The following is an 18,689-nucleotide window of genomic DNA, read 5'->3' on the forward strand; positions in this document are numbered from 1 at the left end:
AACCGGTGATCCGGCCGGAGACGGGGTATCAACATATCTGGCGTTGATTTTTGGCACGCTGTTGAGTTCTCAAGGAACGGTCGCTTCCTTTGTACTCACCCTCGCGGGCTTTCCTCCGGGCGCTTCCCTTCAGTCTTGCGTTTCCGACTCTATCAGATCTTTTCTCGATCCGATTCCCTGTCGGCGGGATTGCCGTAAGCCCCTGGGCTTTCGCCCGTCGGCCTTTCGACATTCACTACGTTAGCCGATTTCCCCGCCCGTTCATAATCGGGCTTCGCGGATTCGAATTCGGGCGTGCGGACACGCCAGAATCGACCCCGCTGAGGGGTTGTCACTAGGTAGTGGGTTGGCCGCTCCGGCTGCTGACTAGCGCAGTACCCGGTTCAGCGGCTCGGGCTACGTTACGCCTCTCGCCTAGGCGCGTCAACTTCGGCGGCGCCTCGGGGCATGGGCCCGATAAGGGCTGACCGTGGGGTCGTTGGCGATCCAGAAGCGCCAGGGGTGGATGTCTCCGTTGCCGCCGTCTCCGGCCACGCCGGTGCGTGGGCCGTTGCGTACCTGGTCGGAGGGGGTCGGGGTGCCGGCGAGGATCCTCAGCGGTGTCTCGCCGGAGGCGCACGCGTCCGTGCCGTCCAGAGCCCGGTCCACGTCCAGGGCCGTGGCCAGGCGGGCCGGGCCTTTGGCCAGTTCCTTGTCGTTCCGGGCCGAGAGTCGCCGTTTGCGGGCGAGCTCGGCGCCCTCGACGATCTCGCCGGCGCGCAGCAGGACCGCGCTCGCCCGGCCGTCGGGGCCACAGACCAGGTTCATGCAGTGCCACATGCCGTAGGTGAAGTAGACGTAGACGTGCCCGGGCGGACCGAACATGACGTCGTTGCGGGGCGTACGGCCGCGATAGGCGTGGGAGCCGGGGTCGTTCGGGCCGTCGTAGGCCTCGACCTCCGTGAGGCGTAGGGCGATCGGACCGTCCGGGGTGGAGCGTACGAGGATGCGGCCCAGGAGGTCGGGGGCGACTTCCAGGACGGGCCGGTCGAAGAAGTCCCGGGGAAGGGGCGTACGGTCGGGGGTCGCGATCATGCCGTCCGAGGGTAGTGCAAACGGGTGGTCGCAACGGGGTGGTCACGGGGCGTGCGCCTTGCCAGGGTGGGGCGCGGAACCGGCCACGGCCGGATCGCGTTGATAGGGATCAAGGATCCACTCTGAAAAGAGGAGAGACATGGCGTTCAAGAAGCTGCTCGCGAGCCTGGGGGCCGGCGGTGCTTCGGTCGAGACGGTGCTGACGGAGGTCAACGTCGTTCCGGGCGGTGTCGTCCAGGGTGAGGTGCGGATTCAGGGCGGATCCGTGAAGCAGGACATCGAGGGCCTGTCCGTGGGCCTGCAGGCGCGGGTCGAGATCGAGAGCCAGGACTCGGAGTACAAGCAGGACATCGAGTTCACGAAGATGCCGCTCGGTGGTGCCTTCGAGCTGCAGGCCGGGGCCGTGCACGCGGTGCCCTTCGGGCTGGAGATCCCCTGGGAGACGCCGATCACGATGATCGACGGTCAGGCGCTGCGGGGGATGAACATCGGTGTGAGCACCGAGCTGGCGATCGCGCGGGCCGTGGACTCCACCGACCTGGACCCGGTCAGCGTGCACCCCCTGCCCGCGCAGAAGGCGATCCTCGATGCCTTCATCCAGCTCGGCTTCCGTTTCAAGAACGCGGACATGGAGCGCGGCCACATCCGCGGTACGCGGCAGAAGCTGCCGTTCTACCAGGAGATCGAGTTCTTCCCGCCGCAGCAGTACCGTGGCCTCAACCAGGTCGAGTTGAGCTTCGTCGCGGATCAGAACGCGATGGACGTCGTCCTCGAAATGGACAAGAAGCCGGGGCTGTTCGGCGAGGGCAGCGACACCTTCCGGTCGTTCCAGGTGGGCCTGAACGACTTCCAGGGGACCGACTGGGCGGCGTACCTCAACCAGTGGCTGTCCGAGGTCGGCAGCAAGCGCAACTGGTTCTAGGCTCGGAACTGCTGATTCCACTGTCGCGTCAGGAGGTATCGAAGTGACCGAGCTCAAGAGGCGGCCGCTGCCCCACGACTTCCATCCGCCCGTGCCGTCGTTCACGGTCACGAGCGAGGACGTCGAGCACGGCGGGACCCTCAAGGAAGCTCAGGTCTACGCGGCCGGCAACACCTCGCCGCAGCTGCGCTGGGAGGGCTTCCCGGCCGAGACCAAGAGCTTCGCCGTGACCTGCTACGACCCGGACGCCCCTACGGGCAGCGGCTTCTGGCACTGGGTCGTCTTCGACATCCCGGCCTCGGTGACCGAGCTGCCGGCTGGGGCGGGCAGCGGCAAGTTCGAGGGTCTGCCGGAGGGCGCGATCCAGGCCCGTAACGACTACGGGTCGAAGGACTTCGGCGGTGCCGCGCCGCCGGCCGGGGACGGGCCGCACCGGTATGTGTTCACGGTGTACGCCGTGGACCAGGAGAAGCTCGGGCCGGACGAGGATGCCAGCCCGGCCGTCGTCGGTTTCAATCTGCGGTTCCACACGATCGCGCGTGCCCATGTGATCGGTGAGTACGAGGTGCCCGCCGAAGCCTGACGTTCATGGAACGTTTGCCCGCCCCTGGTCTTGGAAGTGATCAGGGGCGGGCATTTTTTATTTCGTTGTCCATCTCGGCGTGCCCGGCCAGAGTTGATCCCAGTCCGCCAGGGGGTGGGCAGGTGCACACGGGAGGTGGGCTGGTCATGCGGGACACGCTGGTACTGAACGCGAGCTTCGAGCCGCTGTCGACGGTGACGTTGAACCGAGCCGTCGTTCTGGTGCTTCAGGACAAGGCCGTCGTCGAGCAGGCCCACCCCGAGTTGCGTATGCGTGGAGCCGCGGTCGACATACCGGCGCCCCGGGTGATCCGTCTGTGCAGGTACGTGAGGGTGCCGTTCCGAAGACAAGCGCCGTGGTCGAGGCGGGGTGTGCTGGTGCGGGACCGGCACCGGTGCGCGTACTGCGGGCGCAGGGCCACGACCGTGGACCATGTGGTGCCGCGGTCGCAGGGTGGGCAGGACACGTGGTTGAACACGGTGGCCTCTTGTGCGGAGGACAATCACCGGAAGGCTGACAGGACGCCTGAGCAGGCGGGTATGCCATTGCTTCGGGAGCCGTTCGAGCCGACGCCGGCCGATGCGATGCTGCTGTCGCTGGGGGCCGACGACCTTGCTGCGCTGCCGGATTGGCTGGCACTGGACGCGGCCTGACTGGTCGCCGTAGGACTTCAGTGGTTCGTCGGCTGCAGGTTGTGCGTGGCTTGTCGCGCAGTTCCCCGCGCACCTTGGCGGCGTTCGGGCCCGCCTTCGTCAAGAAGGCGGGCCCATTGTCGTTCTGCCGTTCCTACGTCGTCAGTCGATGGACGGCTTCTCTCGGCGTTCCGTGCCGCTGTTGCCGGAGGTGCCGTTGCCCGAGCCTCCGCCCAGGCCGCCCAGGTTGCCCATCGCGCCGGACAGGCCCTTGAGGGCGTCGCCGATTTCGCTGGGGACGATCCAGAGCTTGTTGGCGTCGCCCTCGGCGATCTTGGGGAGCATCTGGAGGTACTGGTAGGAGAGGAGCTTCTGGTCGGGGTCTCCGGCGTGGATGGCCTCGAAGACCGTACGGACCGCCTGGGCTTCGCCTTCCGCGCGCAGGGCGGCTGCCTTGGCCTCACCTTCGGCGCGGAGGATCTGGGACTGCTTCTCGCCTTCGGCAGTGAGGATGGCGGCCTGGCGCGTACCTTCGGCGGTGAGGATCGCGGCGCGCTTGTCGCGGTCGGCGCGCATCTGCTTCTCCATCGAGTCCTGGATGGAGGTGGGGGGTTCGATCGCCTTGAGTTCGACGCGGTTGACGCGGATGCCCCACTTGCCGGTGGCCTCGTCGAGGACGCCGCGCAGGGCCGCGTTGATCTCCTCGCGGGAGGTCAGGGTGCGCTCCAGGTCCATGCCACCGATGATGTTGCGGAGGGTGGTGACGGTGAGCTGCTCGATCGCCTGGATGTAGCTGGCGACCTCGTAGGTGGCGGCGCGGGCGTCGGTCACCTGGTAGTAGATGACCGTGTCGATGTTCACGACCAGGTTGTCCTGGGTGATCACCGGCTGCGGGGGGAACGGTACGACCTGTTCGCGCAGGTCGATGCGGTTGCGGATGGTGTCGATGAACGGGACCACGATGTTGAGGCCCGCGTTGAGTGTCCGCGTGTAGCGACCGAAGCGCTCGACGATGGCCGCGCTCGCCTGCGGGATGACCTGGATCGTCTTGATCAGGGCGATGAAGACCAACACCACCAGAATGATCAGGACGATGATGACCGGTTCCATCGTCGTTTCCCCGTACCCCTTCTCCGCTGCGGCAACTTCGGCAGATCTTATGGCTGTTGAAGATCTTGCTGGTCGAGTCTGACAGACCGTCGCGTGGCCCGTGGCGCGTTCGCGCCACTTACGTCGTGCGAGGTCACATGACGATCGCCGTGGCCCCCTCGATGTCCACGACGTCCACTTCCTGGCCTACGTCGTAGGCGCGGTCGGTGTCGAGGGAGCGTGCCGACCAGACCTCTCCGGCGAGCTTGATCCGGCCGCCGGATGCGTCGACGCGCTCCAGTACGACGGCCTGCTTGCCCTTCAATGCCTCGATTCCGGTGGCGAGTTGGGGCCCCCGTGCGCGATGTCGGTTCGCGATGGGCCGTACGACGGCGATGAGTGCGGTCGAGACGATGACGAAGGTGACGACCTGGACGACGGCGCCGCCGCCGAAGATGCCGGAGACCAGGGCGGCCGCGACGGCGCCCACCGCCAGCATGCCGAGTTCGGGCATCGCGGTGATCACGAGCCCGATGCCGAGCGCTGCCGCGCCGATCAACCACCAAACCCACGCGTCGATTTCCACATGGTCATGGTAGGACCGCGGGCCCTGTCGCGGACAGGGCGCCGATCGTTCCAAAGCGCCTTCTTACCGGGGTTTTGCGGGGTGAAGGGGCGGGTCAGGAGAGCGGGAGGCCCTGTGCGGTCCAGCGCTCGCCAACCTGTTCGACGACGAGGGGAAGACCGAAGCAGAGGGAGAGGTTGCGGGAGGTGAGTTCGAGCTCCATCGGGCCGGCGGCGAGGACCTTGCCCTGACGGATCATCAGGACGTGGGTGAAGCCCGGGGGGATCTCCTCGACATGGTGGGTGACCATGAGCATCGAGGGGGCGATCGGGTCGCGGGCGAGGCGGCCGAGGCGGCGGACGAGGTCCTCGCGGCCGCCGAGGTCGAGGCCGGCGGCGGGCTCGTCGAGGAGGAGCAGCTCGGGGTCGGCCATCAGGGCGCGGGCGATCAGGGTGCGCTTGCGCTCGCCCTCGGAGAGGGTGCCGAACTTCCGGTCGAGGTAATCGTTCATGCCGAGGCGGTCGAGGAAGGCGCGGGCGCGCTGCTCGTCGATCTCCTCGTAGTCCTCGTTCCAGGTGGCGGTCATGCCGTACGCGGCGGTCAGCACGGTCTGCAGAACGGTCTGGCGCTTGGGCAGCTTCTCGGTCATGGCGATGCCGGCCATGCCGATGCGCGGGCGCAGCTCGAAGACGTCGGTGCCGGGCTTGCCGAGGGTCTCGCCGAGGACGCTGGCGGTGCCCGAGCTGGGGAAGAGGTAGGTGGACGCGACGTTCAGGAGGGTGGTCTTGCCGGCGCCGTTCGGGCCGAGGATGACCCAGCGCTCGCCCTCCTTGACCGACCAGGAGACCTGGTCCACCAGAGCCCGGCCCTCACGGACCACGGATACGTCCTGAAGCTCCAGAACATCGCTCATGAGCGCGTTGTCTCCCCTTGCAGTGTGACCGGTCTCGGCGTCTCGGTGGTCGCGTGCGCCTGTGAGCGCAGCCCTCAACGAATCTACGCCACCGGTCGGGCGCTTCATTCCATCGGTCCTGTCCTTAGGGTGGGGGCATGCTCTCGGAACCACGTTCAGGACGCCTTGCGGCTTGGGGAAATGCCCTTTTGGCCGGACTTGTCTCGCCGGATGACGCTGTGCTGGAGATCGTCGGGGACGATGCCGTGCACCGCGTGGAGGGGCTGCCGGGTGAGTCGGCACCGGTCGGGCTCACGCTGGCGCTGGGGCGGCTGCGGGCGCTCGGGGTGGGCGGGCTGCGGGTCGCGCTGCCCACGCCGGGGCATCCGCTGGGGTTGAGCGGGCCCGCGGAGTTCAATGCGCGGGCGATGGATGCCGAGGAGGCGGTGGTCTGTCACGGCGCCGCGTTCGGGCTCGTGCCGGAGGTGTACGAGGCCGGGCCCGAGGGCGATGTGCATGTCGAGGTGGTCTGGCATGTGCTGCCGGTGCGGGAGGCGCCGCCCGCGGATGTGCCGTCGCTGGGTGAGGCCGAGCGGGAACTGGCGGAGGCCCTGCGGGAGGCGACCGAGGTGCTGTCGCGGCTGGATGTGGCGGGGGCCGGGCCGGTGGCCGAGGCGGCGATCGATGCGTATCGGGCGCGGGCCGAGCGGGGGCGGGAGGTGTTGGCTCCGGGCTATCCGCCGCGGGCGGTGCGGGTGCTGGAGCTTGCGCAGCGGGTGGGGTTGCTGGTCTCGCTGGCCCATGAGAACGGGCATGGGGGTGCGGTCAGCTCCGCTGAGATGGCGGCGCGGGCTGAGGCGTTGCGGCCGGTGGAGCGGGTGGCTCGGCGGGCGCAGGTGGCCGCGTACAACGCGTATGTGGAGGAGCGGGAGAGGGGCGTGCGCTGAGCGTGGGCTGAGCTGGTGCCCGGCGCGAGGGCTGGGCGGGGGTGGGTGCGCAGCCCGGCGCTACAGGTTGCCCCTTGTCCCGGCAAAACTGACCGGCCTCCCGGTAGCACCGGGAGGCCGGAGGTCACTGCTCGCTTTGCGGCAGAAGTCAGCGGACGTCAGTGGTTGACGGCCAGGTTGTCGAAGGCGGGGTTCAGCACGCCGACGACGTTCACGGTGTTGCCCGAGACGTTGACCGGGACGTCCACCGGGACCTGGACGACGTTGCCCGAGGCGACGCCCGGGGAGTTCACGGCCTGGCCGTCGGCGTGCGCGCCGCTGGTGGCGGAGGCCATTCCGGCACCGGCGGCCAGCAGGCCACCCGCCACCATCGTCACGGCCGCTGCCTTCTTCAGGTTCTTCACTTTCTGAGCCCTCCTTGCGATTGCCGCGGCAGTCGCCGCAGCACGCCATGGAGAACGGCGGAGATCCACGAAGGATGCGCCATCTGGGGGACATTCCCACGACGGTATGAATCTCAGTCCGGAGCGGAACCCTCCGTATTGCCGACAGTGACGTCCTGCGCAGAGCGTTTCAGCCGGTCACGCCATGGCGAACGGCCCACAGCGCGGCCTGGGTGCGGTCCGCCAGGTCGAGCTTCATCAGGATGTTCGAGACGTGCGTCTTGACGGTCTTCTCCGAGAGCACCAGGGCGCGGGCGATCTCGCGGTTGGAGCGGCCGTCCGCTATCAGGCCCAGCACCTCACGCTCCCGATCGGTCAGGGACCCCGCCCTCCCCTGCCCCGAATTGGCCTCCTCCTGGGACAACAGGGCGCCCGCGACCTCGGGTTGGAGCAGGATGTGGCCGGCGTGGACGGAGCGGATGGCTCCGGCGAGCGCGTCGGGGTCCACGTCCTTGTAGACGTACCCGGCGGCGCCCGCGCGCAGGGCCGGGATGACCGTGCGCTGTTCGGTGAAGCTGGTGACGACCAGCACGCGCGCGGGGTTGTCCAGTTCGCGCAGCTTGCGGAGTGCCTCCACGCCGTCCATGCCGGGCATCTTGACGTCCATCAGCACGACGTCGGGCTTCAGTTCCTCGGCGCGGGCCACGCCCTCGGCGCCGTCGGCTGCCTCGCCCACGACCTCGATGTCGTCCTGCACCTCCAGGAAGGTGCGCAGGCCACGGCGGACCACCTGGTGGTCGTCGACGAGCAGCACCTTGATTGCGTCAGCCACCGGGGACCTCCATCTCGATCATGGTGCCCTTGCCGGGCGCCGATTCCACGGTCAGCGTGCCGCCGACCCCGCTCGCCCGGTCCCGCATGGAGACCAGGCCGAGGTGGCGTCCGGCGCGGCGTATCGCCTTGGGGTCGAAGCCGCTGCCGTCGTCCGTCACACGCAGGACTGCTCCGCTGCCGCGCCGGTCCAGGATCACGTCGACGTGCTCGGCTCCGGAGTGCCGCAGGGCGTTGTGCAGCGCCTCCTGGGCGACGCGCAGGACGGCCTCCTCCTGGGCGGAGGGCAGGGCCTTCACGCCGCGGCCGGCGAAGGTCACGCGCGCGGTGTGGGCGCGGTCGAGGACCTGGATGTGGGTGCGCAGGGTGGCGACGAGGCCATCCTCGTCGAGGGCGGCGGGGCGCAACTCGACGACCGCGGCGCGCAGTTCGTCGGCGGCCTCGGCGGCGAGCGCGGCCACCTGGTGCAGTTCGCCCTTGGCGCGGGACGGGTCACGGTCGATCAGGGCGGTGGCCGCCTGGGCCGTCAGGCGCAGGGAGAACAGCTTCTGGCTGACCGCGTCGTGCAGTTCGTGGGCGAGGCGCGAGCGTTCCTCGGCGATGGTCAGCTCGCGGCTGCGCTCGTACAGGCGGGCGTTGGTGAGGGCGATCGCGGCGTGCTGGGCGAGGATGGAAAGGAGTTCTTCGTCCTCCTCGGTGAAGCCGCAGCTGCCTTCCGGCTTCGGGCAGTTCTTGTTCGCGAGGAACAGTGCTCCGATGACCTCGTCGCCGTCGCGGATCGGCAGGCCCAGGAAGTCGGCCATGTCGGGGTGCGCCGACGGCCAGCCCTCGAAGCGGGGGTCCTTGCGGACGTCCGCGAGGCGCTCGACCTTGGCCTCCTGGAGCATGGCGGCGAGGATGCCGTGCTGACGCGGGAGCGGGCCGATGGCCTTCCACTGCTCGTCGCTGACGCCGTCGACCACGAACTGGGCGAAGCCGCCGTGGTCGTCCGGGACGCCGAGCGCGGCGTACTGCGCGTCGAGCAGCTCGCGGGCCGAGGCGACGATCGTCTTGAGGACGTCGCGCACCTCGAGATGCCTGCTCATGGCCAGCAGCGCGGAGCTCACCGCCGCCAGGCCGGACCTGGGCCTTTGACTCATGCCCTCACGGTACCGGCGGGGTGTGACAGGCGGATCGGACCTGTGACGGCGGCCGGGTGGGGCGCGGGACCTAGGGCTGTGGTCCCGGGTTCGGTCGGCGCCGGACGAAAGGCCTCAGGGGTGCGGCGTGTGGCCGTGGGCCCCGGCTGCATGGCCTAGGGCAAGAGGCCCCGGCTGCACGGCGTAGGGCAAGAGGCCCCGGCTGCACGGCGTAGGACGAAGGGCCCCGCGGGTTTGCGGCCCGCGTCCGAGGCGGGGGCGGTGGCCCGGTTCCTACATTGGGCGCACCGCCGATGGGCGGCGGCCCGGGACGAGGGGACGGTTGTCATGCCGGTAGCGATCATCACGGGCGCCTCGAAGGGGCTGGGGCGGGCGCTGGCCGAGGCGCTGGCCGCGCGCGGCTGGGATCTGGTGCTCGACGCCAGAGGAGCAGAGGGACTCAGGGAGGCGGCGCAGGACGTGTCCGCGTACGGCACGCGCGTGACGGCCCTGCCCGGGGACGTCACGGACGCCGGTCACCGGGCCGCGGTGGTGGCCGCGGCGCGGGCGCTGGGCGGGCTGGATCTGCTGGTGAACAACGCCGGGATCCTGGGCGCCGAGCCCCTCGTACGGCTCGACGGCCATTCGCTGCAGGGCTTCCGGGCGGCTCTGGAGACCAATGTGGTGGCGCCGCTGGGGCTGCTGCAGGAGGCGCTGCCGATGCTGCGCGCGGCGTCGGCCGGTGCGGTGGTCAATCTGAGCTCGGACGCGGCGGCGGAGGCGTACCGGACGTGGGGCGCGTACGGGGCGACGAAGGCGGCCCTGGACCAGTTGTCGGCGGTCCTGGCGGTCGAGGAGCCGGGGCTGCGGGTGTGGTGGGTCGATCCGGGCGGGATGCGTACGAGCATGCTGGCCGCCGCCGAGCCCGACGAGGATCTGTCGGGGACCCCGGCGCCCGAGGAGATCGCCCCTGCCTTCCTGCGGCTGCTCGACAAGCGCCCGGCGAGCGGGCGGTACACCGCGACCGCGCTGCTGGAGTCGTGGTGACCGTCTCGCTGCGGGTACCGGAGGAACTGTCGGCGCGGATCCCGGCCGAGCAGCGTGGGCCCGGGCTGGACCGGGATGCCGTACGGCTGCTGGTATCGCGTGGCACCGAGGTGTCCCACCACGCCTTCGGTGAGCTGCCGCGGGTGCTGCGGTCCGGTGATCTCCTGGTCGTCAACACGTCGGAGACGCTGGCCGCCGCCGTGGACGGGCGGATCGGGCACGGGGACGTGGTGGTGCACTTCTCCACGCGTGGGGACGACGGGCGGTGGGCCGTCGAGCTGCGGGATCCAGACGAGCGGGGCACCACGCGCGCGCGTGCGGGCGGGTCGGCGGGGACTGAGGTACGGCTTCCCGGGGGTGTGCGGCTGGTGCTGGAGGAGCCGCTGAGCGCGGGAAGCGAGCGGCTGTGGTGGGCGCGGGTCGGCAGGGTCCGGGGGGCTGGGGGCGCCGGCCTTGAGGAGCGGGCCGACAATCCGGGGGCGGTGATCCTCGGGCTGATGCGTGAGCACGGGCGGCCGATTCGGTACTCCTATACGGAGCGGGACCAGCCCTTGTCCGTCTACCGGACGGTGTTCGCGCTGCCCTCGGCCGACGGGACGGGCAGCGCGGAGATGCCGAGCGCGGCGCGGCCCTTCACGGTACGGATGGTGACGGAGCTGGTGAGCCGGGGTGTGCAGTTCGCGCCGATCACACTGCACACCGGGGTGGCCTCGGCGGAGGCGCAGGAGCCGCCGTACCCGGAGCGGTTCGCGGTGTCGGAGGCGTCGGCTCGGCTGATCAACGCGGTGCAGGCGGGGGACGGCCGGGTCGTCGCCGTCGGGACGACGGCCGTGCGGGCCGTGGAGTCGGCGGCCGGTGCCGACGGAGTCGTACGCGCGCATGAGGGGTGGACGGATCTCGTCGTGACCCCGGAGCGGGGCGTGCGGGTGGTGGACGGGCTGCTGACCGGGCTGCACGAGCCTCAGGCCTCGCATCTGCTGATGCTGGAGGCGGTCGCGGGCCGAGCCGCAATCGACCGCAGCTACGAGGCGGCGCTGCGCGGGCTCTACCTGTGGCACGAGTTCGGCGACGTGCATCTCATCCTCCCGGCTGACAACCCTCACTCAGCGCATTGCTCCAGCAACCGCCGGTAAGGCTGTTACTTGGCCGATGTGAGGCCGCCAATAGGGCTCAGATCACATACGAAGGGGATTAGGAGATAAAGCGCCCCTTTTGAGCGGGACCGACCCTCCCATCTGTCCTATTTTGCCCCTCCCTGATCCACTATCCAGGATCGTAGGTCACACCTTTGCCTGCCCATTTTGCGGCCGCTAAGAATGGCTGACGTCGCTCAGCGCCGCGGGTTCCGCCCGCGGCGTTTGTGCCGGAAGCACCCGTGTCCCCCGACGGACAACGAGCGACCTCCCGCTATTCGAAGAGGTCCATCTGCCATGCTCAAAAACACCAACAACCGCGGTCACAGTCGCGCGCTGACCAAGCGGCACAAGATCGCGATCGCCGGTGTCGCCACGCTCGGCGCCGCCGCCCTCGCCTTCTCCGCCGTCCCCGGCAACGCCCGGACGACCACGGCTGAGGCCCCCACGGGCCAGGTGGCGTACAGCAGTGAGCAGATCAAGGACGTCAAGGCCAGCGTCACCGACCAGCTCGCCGGTGCCAGCGTGAAGGCCGAGGAGATCGCGGCCAAGAAGGCCGAGGCCGAGGCCGAGAAGAAGGCCGCCGCCGAGGAAGCCGCGAAGAAGAAGGCCGCGGAGGCCGCCGCGAAGAAGAAGGCCGCCGAGGAGGCCGCCAAGAAGGCCGAGGCGGAGCGCAAGGCGAAGGAGGCCGCGAGCCGGTCCACGCAGCGCGTCCAGGTCAAGTCGGTCGTCGCCAAGAGCTACGCCAACAACCTCGACGGCTGGATCCGCGAGGCCCTGGACATCATGAAGAAGCACGACATCCCGGGCACCTACAACGGTCTGTACCGCAACATCATGCGGGAGTCCTCGGGCAACCCGAACGCCATCAACAACTGGGACATCAACGCCCAGAACGGCGTTCCGTCGATCGGTCTGCTGCAGGTCATCAAGCCGACCTTCGACGCCTACCACGTGCCGGGCACGGCCTGGAGCCAGTACGACCCGGTCGCCAACCTCACCGCCGCCGCCAACTACGCGGCCGACCGGTACGGCTCGATCGACAACGTCAACAGCGCTTACTGAGGCCCACGGCGGACCTCCGGGGCTCAGTGACAAGCCGAAGCGCGGCACCCCCTGACGGGTGCCGCGCTTCGTATGCTTTTCCGGCCCCGGTGCTCTCCCACCCGGGCGGGTTGGGTTTTCCGACCTACTTGCGCATGACCTCGGGCTCGTGCCGGCGCAGGAAGCGGGCCACGAAGAAGCCGCAGATCACGCCGAGGGCGATCAGGGCGAGCATGTCCATGGTCCAGGCGCCGACGGTGTGCTCCCACAGCGGGTCGTTGCTCTCGCCCTTGGCGGGCGGGCTGATCCTGTTGAAGTCCAGCGTGGTGCCCGCGGCGGCGACCGCCCAACGCGACGGCATCAGGAACGAGAACTGGTTGACGCCGATCGAGCCGTTCAGGGCGAACAGGCAGCCGGTGAACACGACCTGGACGATCGCGAACATGACCAGCAGCGGCATGGTCTTCTCGGCGGTCTTGACCAGGGCCGAGATGATCAGGCCGAACATCATCGAGGTGAAGCCCAGCGCCATGATCGGCAGGCACAGCTCCAGGAGCGTCAGATTGCCGAGGATCAGGCCCTCGTCGGGGATCGTGCGGCTGGAGAAACCGATCACACCGACCATCAGGCCCTGCAACACGGTGATCACACCGAGCACGAACACCTTGGACATCAGATACGCCGACCGCGACAGGCCGGTCGCGCGCTCCCGCTCGTAGATGACCCGTTCCTTGATCAGCTCACGGACGGAGTTGGCGGCACCGGCGAAGCAGGCGCCCACCGCGAGGATCAGCAGCACCGTGGTGGCGGTGCCGTTCGGGACGGGCAGGCCGGTCCTCGGGTTCACCTCCGTGTTGACCAGCAGGTCCTTGTCCGCATCGATGAGCAGGCTCACCGCGCCGAGGACGGCCGGCAGGATCACCATCAGGGCCAGGAAGCCCTTGTCGGAGGCGATCACCGAAACGTAGCGGCGCACCAGGGTCAGGAACTGGGACATCCAGCCCTGCGGCTTCGGCGGCTTCATCGCCTGCATCGGCGGCATCTGTACGGACTGCGGAGCAACCGCGTCGATGTCCGCGGCGTACATCTGGTAATGCTGCGAGCCCTTCCAGCGGCCCGCCCAGTCGTAGTCGCGGTAGTTCTCGAAGGCGGAGAAGACATCGGCCCAGGTGTCGTAGCCGAAGAAGTTCAGCGCCTCCTCCGGCGGACCGAAGTAGGCGACCGCACCGCCCGGCGCCATCACCAGGAGCTTGTCGCACAGCGCCAGCTCGGCCACGGAGTGGGTGACGACGAGGACCGTACGGCCGTCGTCGGCGAGGCCGCGCAGCAGCTGCATGACATCGCGGTCCATGCCCGGGTCGAGGCCGGAGGTCGGCTCGTCGAGGAAGATCAGCGACGGCTTGGTGAGCAGCTCCAGGGCCACGGAGACACGCTTGCGCTGGCCGCCGGAGAGGGAGGTGACCTTCTTCTCCTTGTGGATGTCCAGCTTGAGCTCGCGCAGCACCTCGTCGATGCGGGCCTCGCGTTCCTTGGCCGTGGTGTCGGCCGGGAAGCGGAGCTTGGCCGCGTACTTCAGGGCCTTCTTGACGGTCAGCTCCTTGTGCAGGATGTCGTCCTGCGGGACCAGACCGATGCGCTGGCGCAGCTCGGCGAACTGCTTGTAGAGGTTGCGGTTGTCGTAGAGGACGTCGCCCTGGTTGGCGGGGCGGTAGCCGGTCAGCGCCTTGAGCAGGGTCGACTTGCCGGAGCCGGACGGTCCGATGACCGCGATGAGGGACTTCTCCGGAACGCCGAAGGAGACGTCCTTGAGGATCTGCTTGCCGCCGTCGACCGTGACGGTCAGGTGGCGGGCCGAGAAGGAGACCTCACCGGTGTCGACGAACTCCTCAAGGCGATCGCCGACGATACGGAACGTGGAGTGGCCGACGCCCACGATGTCCGTCGGGCCGAGCAGCGCCGAGCCGCCCTTGGCGATCGGCTGGCCGTTGACGTACGTGCCGTTGTGCGAGCCGAGGTCGCGGATCTCCATGCGGCCGTCGGGCGTGGCGTGGAACTCGGCGTGGTGGCGGGAGACCTGGAGGTCGGAGACGACCAGGTCGTTCTCCAGGGCACGGCCGATGCGCATGACGCGGCCGAGGGCGAACTGGTGGAACGTGGTGGGGCTGCGGTCGCCGTAGACCGGCGGCGCCCCCGCGCCACCAGCGGGGCCCTGCTGCGCCGGGATGTGCGGGGCGGGCTGCTGCGGCTGCTGCCAGCCGGGCTGCGGCGCCTGCTGCTGCGGGACCTGGTGGGCCGGTGCCTGGTGCTGCGGAGCCTGGTGGGCCGGAGCCTGGTGCGCCGGTGCCTGCTGTGCCCAGCCGGCCTGCGCGCCCTGCGCGGCGTACGGCTGCTGCTGCGGCTGCTGCGGCTGGGCCTGTGGCGAGGCGACGGCGGCCGCGGTGCCGGAGAGGTTCAGGCGCGGTCCGTCGGTCGCGTTGCCCAGGTGCACGGCCATGCCCGGGCCGATCTCCAAGTGGTGGACCCGCTGGCCCTGCACGAAGGTGCCGTTGGTGCTGCCGTGGTCCTCCAGAACCCAACCGCGGCCGCTCCAGCTGATCGTGGCGTGCCGCCAGGACACCCTGGCGTCGTCGAACACGATGTCCCCCTGCGGATCGCGTCCGAGGGTGTAGGGCCTGGACGGGTCGAGCGTCCAGGTTTGTCCATTCAATTCCAGTACGAGTTCCGGCACTCCATGCCCCACTGAGTAGTCCCCCGAGTTACCCCCATCGCAGGGAGTCTAGGGATGTCGAACATCGTCGGGAACTATTTCAGGCTCCGCCCCCTGACTGAAAGTCGGGCCTTGTGATGAGCACGCTTCTCCGCATCGACTGGTTCCGTTGACGGGGTTGAAACCAGCCCGGAGAGTGGTAATCCACGCGAGGGGGACATGCGCGGCGAGCCGGCCGCGACGCGGATCGGGGGGTCTGCCATGAGCGCGTCCACGAAGACCGAGAGTGCGAGGCACGGCACACGACTGCCGTGGGGGGACGTCCTGCTGTCCGCGATCACCGCCGTGAGCTGGGCGTTGATCGGGATGGCGGGCACCGCGGCACTCGGTCTGCATCTGCTGGAGGCGGACACGGCGGGCTCCCTCGGGCCAATGACCGCGGCGCTGGTGGCTCTTGGGGCGGGTGGTTCCGTCACACCGTCCGGTGATGTGTCCGCGTTCGGGCTGACGGGCGCGGAGGCGTCGACGGCCATCGAGATCACGCCACTGGGGGTGAGCCTGGTCGGCGCGGTGCTGCTGTCGTGGTTCTTCTTACGGTCCTTGCGCAGCGCGGGAGTTGTGATCGCGTCGGCCGAACTCCTCGCGCGCGCGGGCGCGGTGGTCGCGCTGTTCGCGGTGATGCTGGGCGGGCTGGCCTGGGCCGGGCACGACGTCATCACGATCGACGGGAGCTCGCTGGGGCTCGACGACCTGCCAGGTGGCGGCGGGGGCGGTGGGGGCGGCGGCGGAATCGAGATCCCCGGGGTGGGTGACATCGGGGACATCGGCGGGCTGCTGCCCGATCAGATCGGCGACCTCATCGACGCGGAGGCGGCGGTCGGCTTCACCGTGGACCTGGCGCCGACGCTGCTCGGCGGCATCGGCTGGTGCGCCGGCATCCTGCTGATCGCCCTGTTCGCCTCGCGCCGTACCCCGCTGCCGCGCGGCTGGGATGCCGTGCACCGCGTCGTACGGCCCGCCGCGTCCGCCCTCGTCACGGTGGTGCTGGTGGCGGTCGCGGCCGGGTTCGCGGCGGCGGCGTACGCGGCGATCGGCGACGACCACCCCAAACGGATCGCCGGCGCCGCCCTGCTCGGCGCCCCGAACGGCGTGTGGCTCGGCATCCCGATCGGCCTCTTCGTACCGTTCGACGGCAGGGCGACGGGGGTCCTGGCGGGTCTCCTCCCCGACCCGTTGGACGACCTGCTGAACGGCGGCACCGACCAGTCGGTGACGCTGGGCCGCCTGGCCGAGCTGGACGGACGCGTGTGGCTGCTGGGCGTCGCAACGGCCCTGATGATGCTGCTTGCGGGGGTGCTGACGGCGGTGCGGACCCCGGTGGTTGGCGCAGGGGGGCCCTGGGGCGTGCCGCCGTCCGGAGCCGGTGCGGGCGAAGGGCCCGGTGCGGGTGTCGTACGGCCGTCAGGAGCCGGCGTCGCAGGAAGGCTGGGTACCGGAGGTGTACCGGATCCCGGTGCCCTTCGTTTCGCCGGGCGGTGTGCGCTGCGGCTCGGGGTCGCCACGGCGTTGTCGCTGCCGTTGCTCGCCTGGCTGACGGAGGTGTCCGTGGACGCCTCGCTGTCGGTGCTGGGATTCGACGCGTTCGGTGCCGGAGTGGAACTGCGGGCGAATCTGGGCATGGCGTTGCTCCTCGGGGCGACCTGGGGCGCGGGGGCGGGTGCCGTGGGGGCGCTGACGGCGCGCGCGACCGGGGCGGCGGGGGTGCGGGCGGCACCGCTGGCCCGGAGTGCCGGGGCGGCGGCGGGTGCGAGGGCGGATGCCGCGGGCCTGGCGGGAAGTGCCGGTACGGCGGCCACGGCGACGGAGGAGGCCGGCGCCTCGCCGTATGCGAGCCGGTCCGGGCCGTACGCACCCGGCACGCCGTACCGGCCACCGAACCCGGCGACCAACCCGTACCTGCGCAGGCCCGACGAGCTGCGCGAGCCGGAGGACGCCCGTCCGCCGGGCGCTGCCCCGCCGTCCGGGGGTGCGGGGGCATCCGGGGGCGCGTGGTCGTCCGCGGGCACGCTTCCGCCCGGGGGCGCACAGCCGTCGGACCTCGCCGAACCACCACCCGCTGACGCACCACCCGCCGCCGGCGACGACATGTACGGCGCGCCCACCGTCGCGCGGCCCCTCGCCCCGCCCCCGAGGTCACCCCGGCCTCCACAGCGGCGCGGGAACCGGTCGTCGTCCGGAACGGGCGACGGCCCCCCCCCCCCCCCCCCCCCCCCCCCCCCCCTCCACCCCCTCCTCCGCCCTCCCCTCCCCCACCCCCGCGGAAGCCGAGGGGACGCTCGTGATCCTCGGCGACGCGCAGGTGACGCAAGGGTGACGCACAGGTACCGGTGCGGCCGTGGCCGGAATGCAAGACTCGCGCCACCCGGCCGACACTCACTGTTCCGTGTCCGCCAGCCGGACCTCAGGGGCACCGGGCACGGAGTGCCGGATACGGTGGAAGCACCATGAGCGCTTCGCAGACCTCCGACATCCCCACCCTTCTCGTCAAGATCTTCGGGAAGGACAGGCCGGGCATCACGGCCGGCCTCTTTGACACGCTGGCCGCCTACTCCGTCGATGTGGTCGACATCGAGCAGGTCGTCACCCGTGGCCGGATCACGCTGTGCGCGCTCGTGACGCAGCCTCCGGCCGACCTGGAGGGTGACCTGCGGGCGACCGTCCACAGCTGGGCGGAGTCGATGAAGATGCAGGCGGAGATCATCTCCGGCCGCGGCGACAACCGGCCCCGTGGGCTCGGGCGGTCGCTGGTGACCGTGCTCGGGCACCCCCTCACCGCGGAGGCGACGGCCGCGATCGCCGCCCGGATCACCAAGTCCGGCGGCAACATCGACCGTATCTTCCGGCTCGCCAAGTACCCCGTGACGGCGGTGGAGTTCGCGGTGTCCGGTGTGGAGACCGAGCCGCTGCGCACCGCCCTGGTGACCGACGCGGCGGCACTCGGTGTCGACATCGCGGTCGTCGCGGCCGGTCTGCACCGGCGCGCCCAGCGCCTGGTCGTCATGGACGTGGACTCCACGCTGATCCAGGACGAGGTGATCGAGCTCTTCGCCGCGCACGCCGGCTGCGAGGACAAGGTGGCCGAGGTGACGGCGGCCGCGATGCGCGGCGAGCTGGACTTCGAGCAGTCCCTGCACGCGCGCGTGGCGCTGCTGGAGGGGCTGGACGCCTCGGTGGTGGAGAAGGTGCGCAGCGAGGTGCGGCTGACGCCGGGTGCGCGCACGCTGATCCGTACGCTGAAGCGGCTCGGCTACCAGGTGGGGGTCGTCTCGGGTGGGTTCACCCAGGTCACCGACGATCTGAAGGAGCGGCTCGGGCTCGATTTCGCCCAGGCGAACACCCTGGAGATCGTCGACGGGAAGCTGACGGGCCGGGTCACCGGCGAGATCGTGGACCGGGCGGGCAAGGCGCGGCTGCTGCGCCGGTTCGCCGCCGAGGCGGGGGTGCCGCTGTCGCAGACGGTGGCGGTCGGTGACGGGGCCAACGACCTGGACATGCTGAACGCGGCCGGCCTGGGCGTCGCCTTCAATGCCAAGCCGGTGGTGCGGGAGGCGGCGCACACCGCGGTGAACGTGCCGTTCCTGGACACGGTGCTGTATCTGCTGGGCGTCACCCGTGAAGAGGTCGAGGCCGCGGACATGCACGACGAGGTCGGGTGACCGGCC

The 18,689-nt window shown here is 70.1% G+C and carries 17 protein-coding genes; 9 read left to right on the top strand and 8 right to left on the bottom strand.

The window, feature by feature from the left end:
- Positions 1 to 423: 423 nt before the first annotated feature.
- The gene (locus AQI70_RS00005; RefSeq protein WP_062142286.1) at positions 424 to 1,074 is read right to left on the bottom strand and encodes a DNA-3-methyladenine glycosylase; all 651 of its coding nucleotides are present in this window, start codon (positions 1,072 to 1,074) and stop codon (positions 424 to 426) included.
- A 139-nt stretch (positions 1,075 to 1,213) separates the two neighbouring features.
- Between AQI70_RS00005 and AQI70_RS00010 the strand changes: the two genes are divergently transcribed.
- The 3 genes from AQI70_RS00010 to AQI70_RS00020 all read left to right on the top strand — a co-directional run bounded on the left by AQI70_RS00010 (position 1,214) and on the right by AQI70_RS00020 (position 3,232).
- Positions 1,214 to 1,996, top strand: a complete 783-nt coding sequence (locus AQI70_RS00010; RefSeq protein WP_062142288.1) for a sporulation protein — start codon at positions 1,214 to 1,216, stop codon at positions 1,994 to 1,996.
- Between the two features lie 43 nt (positions 1,997 to 2,039).
- Positions 2,040 to 2,579 carry a YbhB/YbcL family Raf kinase inhibitor-like protein gene (locus AQI70_RS00015; RefSeq protein ID WP_062142290.1) on the top strand — a complete coding sequence of 180 codons (540 nt, stop codon included), beginning with the start codon at positions 2,040 to 2,042 and terminating at the stop codon, positions 2,577 to 2,579.
- A 146-nt stretch (positions 2,580 to 2,725) separates the two neighbouring features.
- Positions 2,726 to 3,232 (top strand): HNH endonuclease, encoded by a 507-nt coding sequence (locus AQI70_RS00020; RefSeq protein WP_062142292.1) that lies wholly within the window; start codon positions 2,726 to 2,728, stop codon positions 3,230 to 3,232.
- Positions 3,233 to 3,373: 141 nt separating this feature from the next.
- Here AQI70_RS00020 and AQI70_RS00025 read toward each other — a convergent pair whose 3' ends face one another.
- The 3 genes from AQI70_RS00025 to AQI70_RS00035 form a co-directional block, all read right to left on the bottom strand.
- Positions 3,374 to 4,321 (bottom strand): SPFH domain-containing protein, encoded by a 948-nt coding sequence (locus tag AQI70_RS00025; RefSeq protein WP_062142294.1) that lies wholly within the window; start codon positions 4,319 to 4,321, stop codon positions 3,374 to 3,376.
- A gap of 133 nt (positions 4,322 to 4,454) precedes the next feature.
- Positions 4,455 to 4,886 (bottom strand): NfeD family protein, encoded by a 432-nt coding sequence (locus tag AQI70_RS00030; protein WP_079051086.1) that lies wholly within the window; start codon positions 4,884 to 4,886, stop codon positions 4,455 to 4,457.
- Positions 4,887 to 4,980: 94 nt separating this feature from the next.
- Positions 4,981 to 5,778 carry an ABC transporter ATP-binding protein gene (locus tag AQI70_RS00035; RefSeq protein ID WP_062142298.1) on the bottom strand — a complete coding sequence of 266 codons (798 nt, stop codon included), beginning with the start codon at positions 5,776 to 5,778 and terminating at the stop codon, positions 4,981 to 4,983.
- A gap of 137 nt (positions 5,779 to 5,915) precedes the next feature.
- On the opposite strand from AQI70_RS00035, the gene AQI70_RS00040 reads away from it, so the two are divergent.
- A complete protein-coding gene (locus tag AQI70_RS00040; RefSeq protein WP_079051087.1) occupies positions 5,916 to 6,704 on the top strand; it encodes a hypothetical protein in 789 nt (262 codons plus the stop codon).
- Between the two features lie 158 nt (positions 6,705 to 6,862).
- Here the strand turns inward: AQI70_RS00040 and AQI70_RS00045 are convergent, their stop codons facing one another.
- The 3 genes from AQI70_RS00045 to AQI70_RS00055 all read right to left on the bottom strand — a co-directional run bounded on the left by AQI70_RS00045 (position 6,863) and on the right by AQI70_RS00055 (position 9,057).
- A complete protein-coding gene (locus AQI70_RS00045; RefSeq protein ID WP_062142302.1) occupies positions 6,863 to 7,108 on the bottom strand; it encodes a chaplin in 246 nt (81 codons plus the stop codon).
- A gap of 169 nt (positions 7,109 to 7,277) precedes the next feature.
- Positions 7,278 to 7,919 (bottom strand): response regulator, encoded by a 642-nt coding sequence (locus AQI70_RS00050; protein ID WP_062142304.1) that lies wholly within the window; start codon positions 7,917 to 7,919, stop codon positions 7,278 to 7,280.
- Positions 7,912 to 9,057, bottom strand: a complete 1,146-nt coding sequence (locus AQI70_RS00055; protein ID WP_062142305.1) for a GAF domain-containing sensor histidine kinase — start codon at positions 9,055 to 9,057, stop codon at positions 7,912 to 7,914. Before AQI70_RS00055 ends, AQI70_RS00050 begins: the two co-directional genes overlap by 8 nt.
- A 327-nt stretch (positions 9,058 to 9,384) precedes the next feature.
- On the opposite strand from AQI70_RS00055, the gene AQI70_RS00060 reads away from it, so the two are divergent.
- The 3 genes from AQI70_RS00060 (at position 9,385) to AQI70_RS00070 (ending at position 12,281) form a co-directional block, all read left to right on the top strand.
- Positions 9,385 to 10,083 carry an SDR family NAD(P)-dependent oxidoreductase gene (locus AQI70_RS00060; RefSeq protein WP_062142307.1) on the top strand — a complete coding sequence of 233 codons (699 nt, stop codon included), beginning with the start codon at positions 9,385 to 9,387 and terminating at the stop codon, positions 10,081 to 10,083.
- Positions 10,080 to 11,216, top strand: coding sequence for an S-adenosylmethionine:tRNA ribosyltransferase-isomerase (locus AQI70_RS00065; RefSeq protein ID WP_208607261.1), 1,137 nt, complete (start codon positions 10,080 to 10,082; stop codon positions 11,214 to 11,216). Before AQI70_RS00060 ends, AQI70_RS00065 begins: the two co-directional genes overlap by 4 nt.
- A 297-nt stretch (positions 11,217 to 11,513) precedes the next feature.
- A complete protein-coding gene (locus AQI70_RS00070) occupies positions 11,514 to 12,281 on the top strand; it encodes a transglycosylase SLT domain-containing protein (RefSeq protein ID WP_062142310.1) in 768 nt (255 codons plus the stop codon).
- A gap of 124 nt (positions 12,282 to 12,405) precedes the next feature.
- On the opposite strand, the gene AQI70_RS00075 is transcribed toward AQI70_RS00070, so the two are convergent.
- Positions 12,406 to 14,988, bottom strand: coding sequence for an ABC transporter ATP-binding protein/permease (locus tag AQI70_RS00075; RefSeq protein WP_208607262.1), 2,583 nt, complete (start codon positions 14,986 to 14,988; stop codon positions 12,406 to 12,408).
- A 240-nt stretch (positions 14,989 to 15,228) separates the two neighbouring features.
- On the opposite strand from AQI70_RS00075, the gene AQI70_RS00080 reads away from it, so the two are divergent.
- Positions 15,229 to 17,475, top strand: coding sequence for a streptophobe family protein (locus AQI70_RS00080; protein ID WP_244181423.1), 2,247 nt, complete (start codon positions 15,229 to 15,231; stop codon positions 17,473 to 17,475).
- Positions 17,472 to 18,683 carry a phosphoserine phosphatase SerB gene (serB, locus tag AQI70_RS00085; protein ID WP_062142314.1) on the top strand — a complete coding sequence of 404 codons (1,212 nt, stop codon included), beginning with the start codon at positions 17,472 to 17,474 and terminating at the stop codon, positions 18,681 to 18,683. Before AQI70_RS00080 ends, serB begins: the two co-directional genes overlap by 4 nt.
- The last annotated feature ends 6 nt before the right edge of the window (positions 18,684 to 18,689 follow it).

The organism is Streptomyces curacoi, assembly GCF_001513975.1.
Taxonomy (GTDB): domain Bacteria; phylum Actinomycetota; class Actinomycetes; order Streptomycetales; family Streptomycetaceae; genus Streptomyces; species Streptomyces curacoi.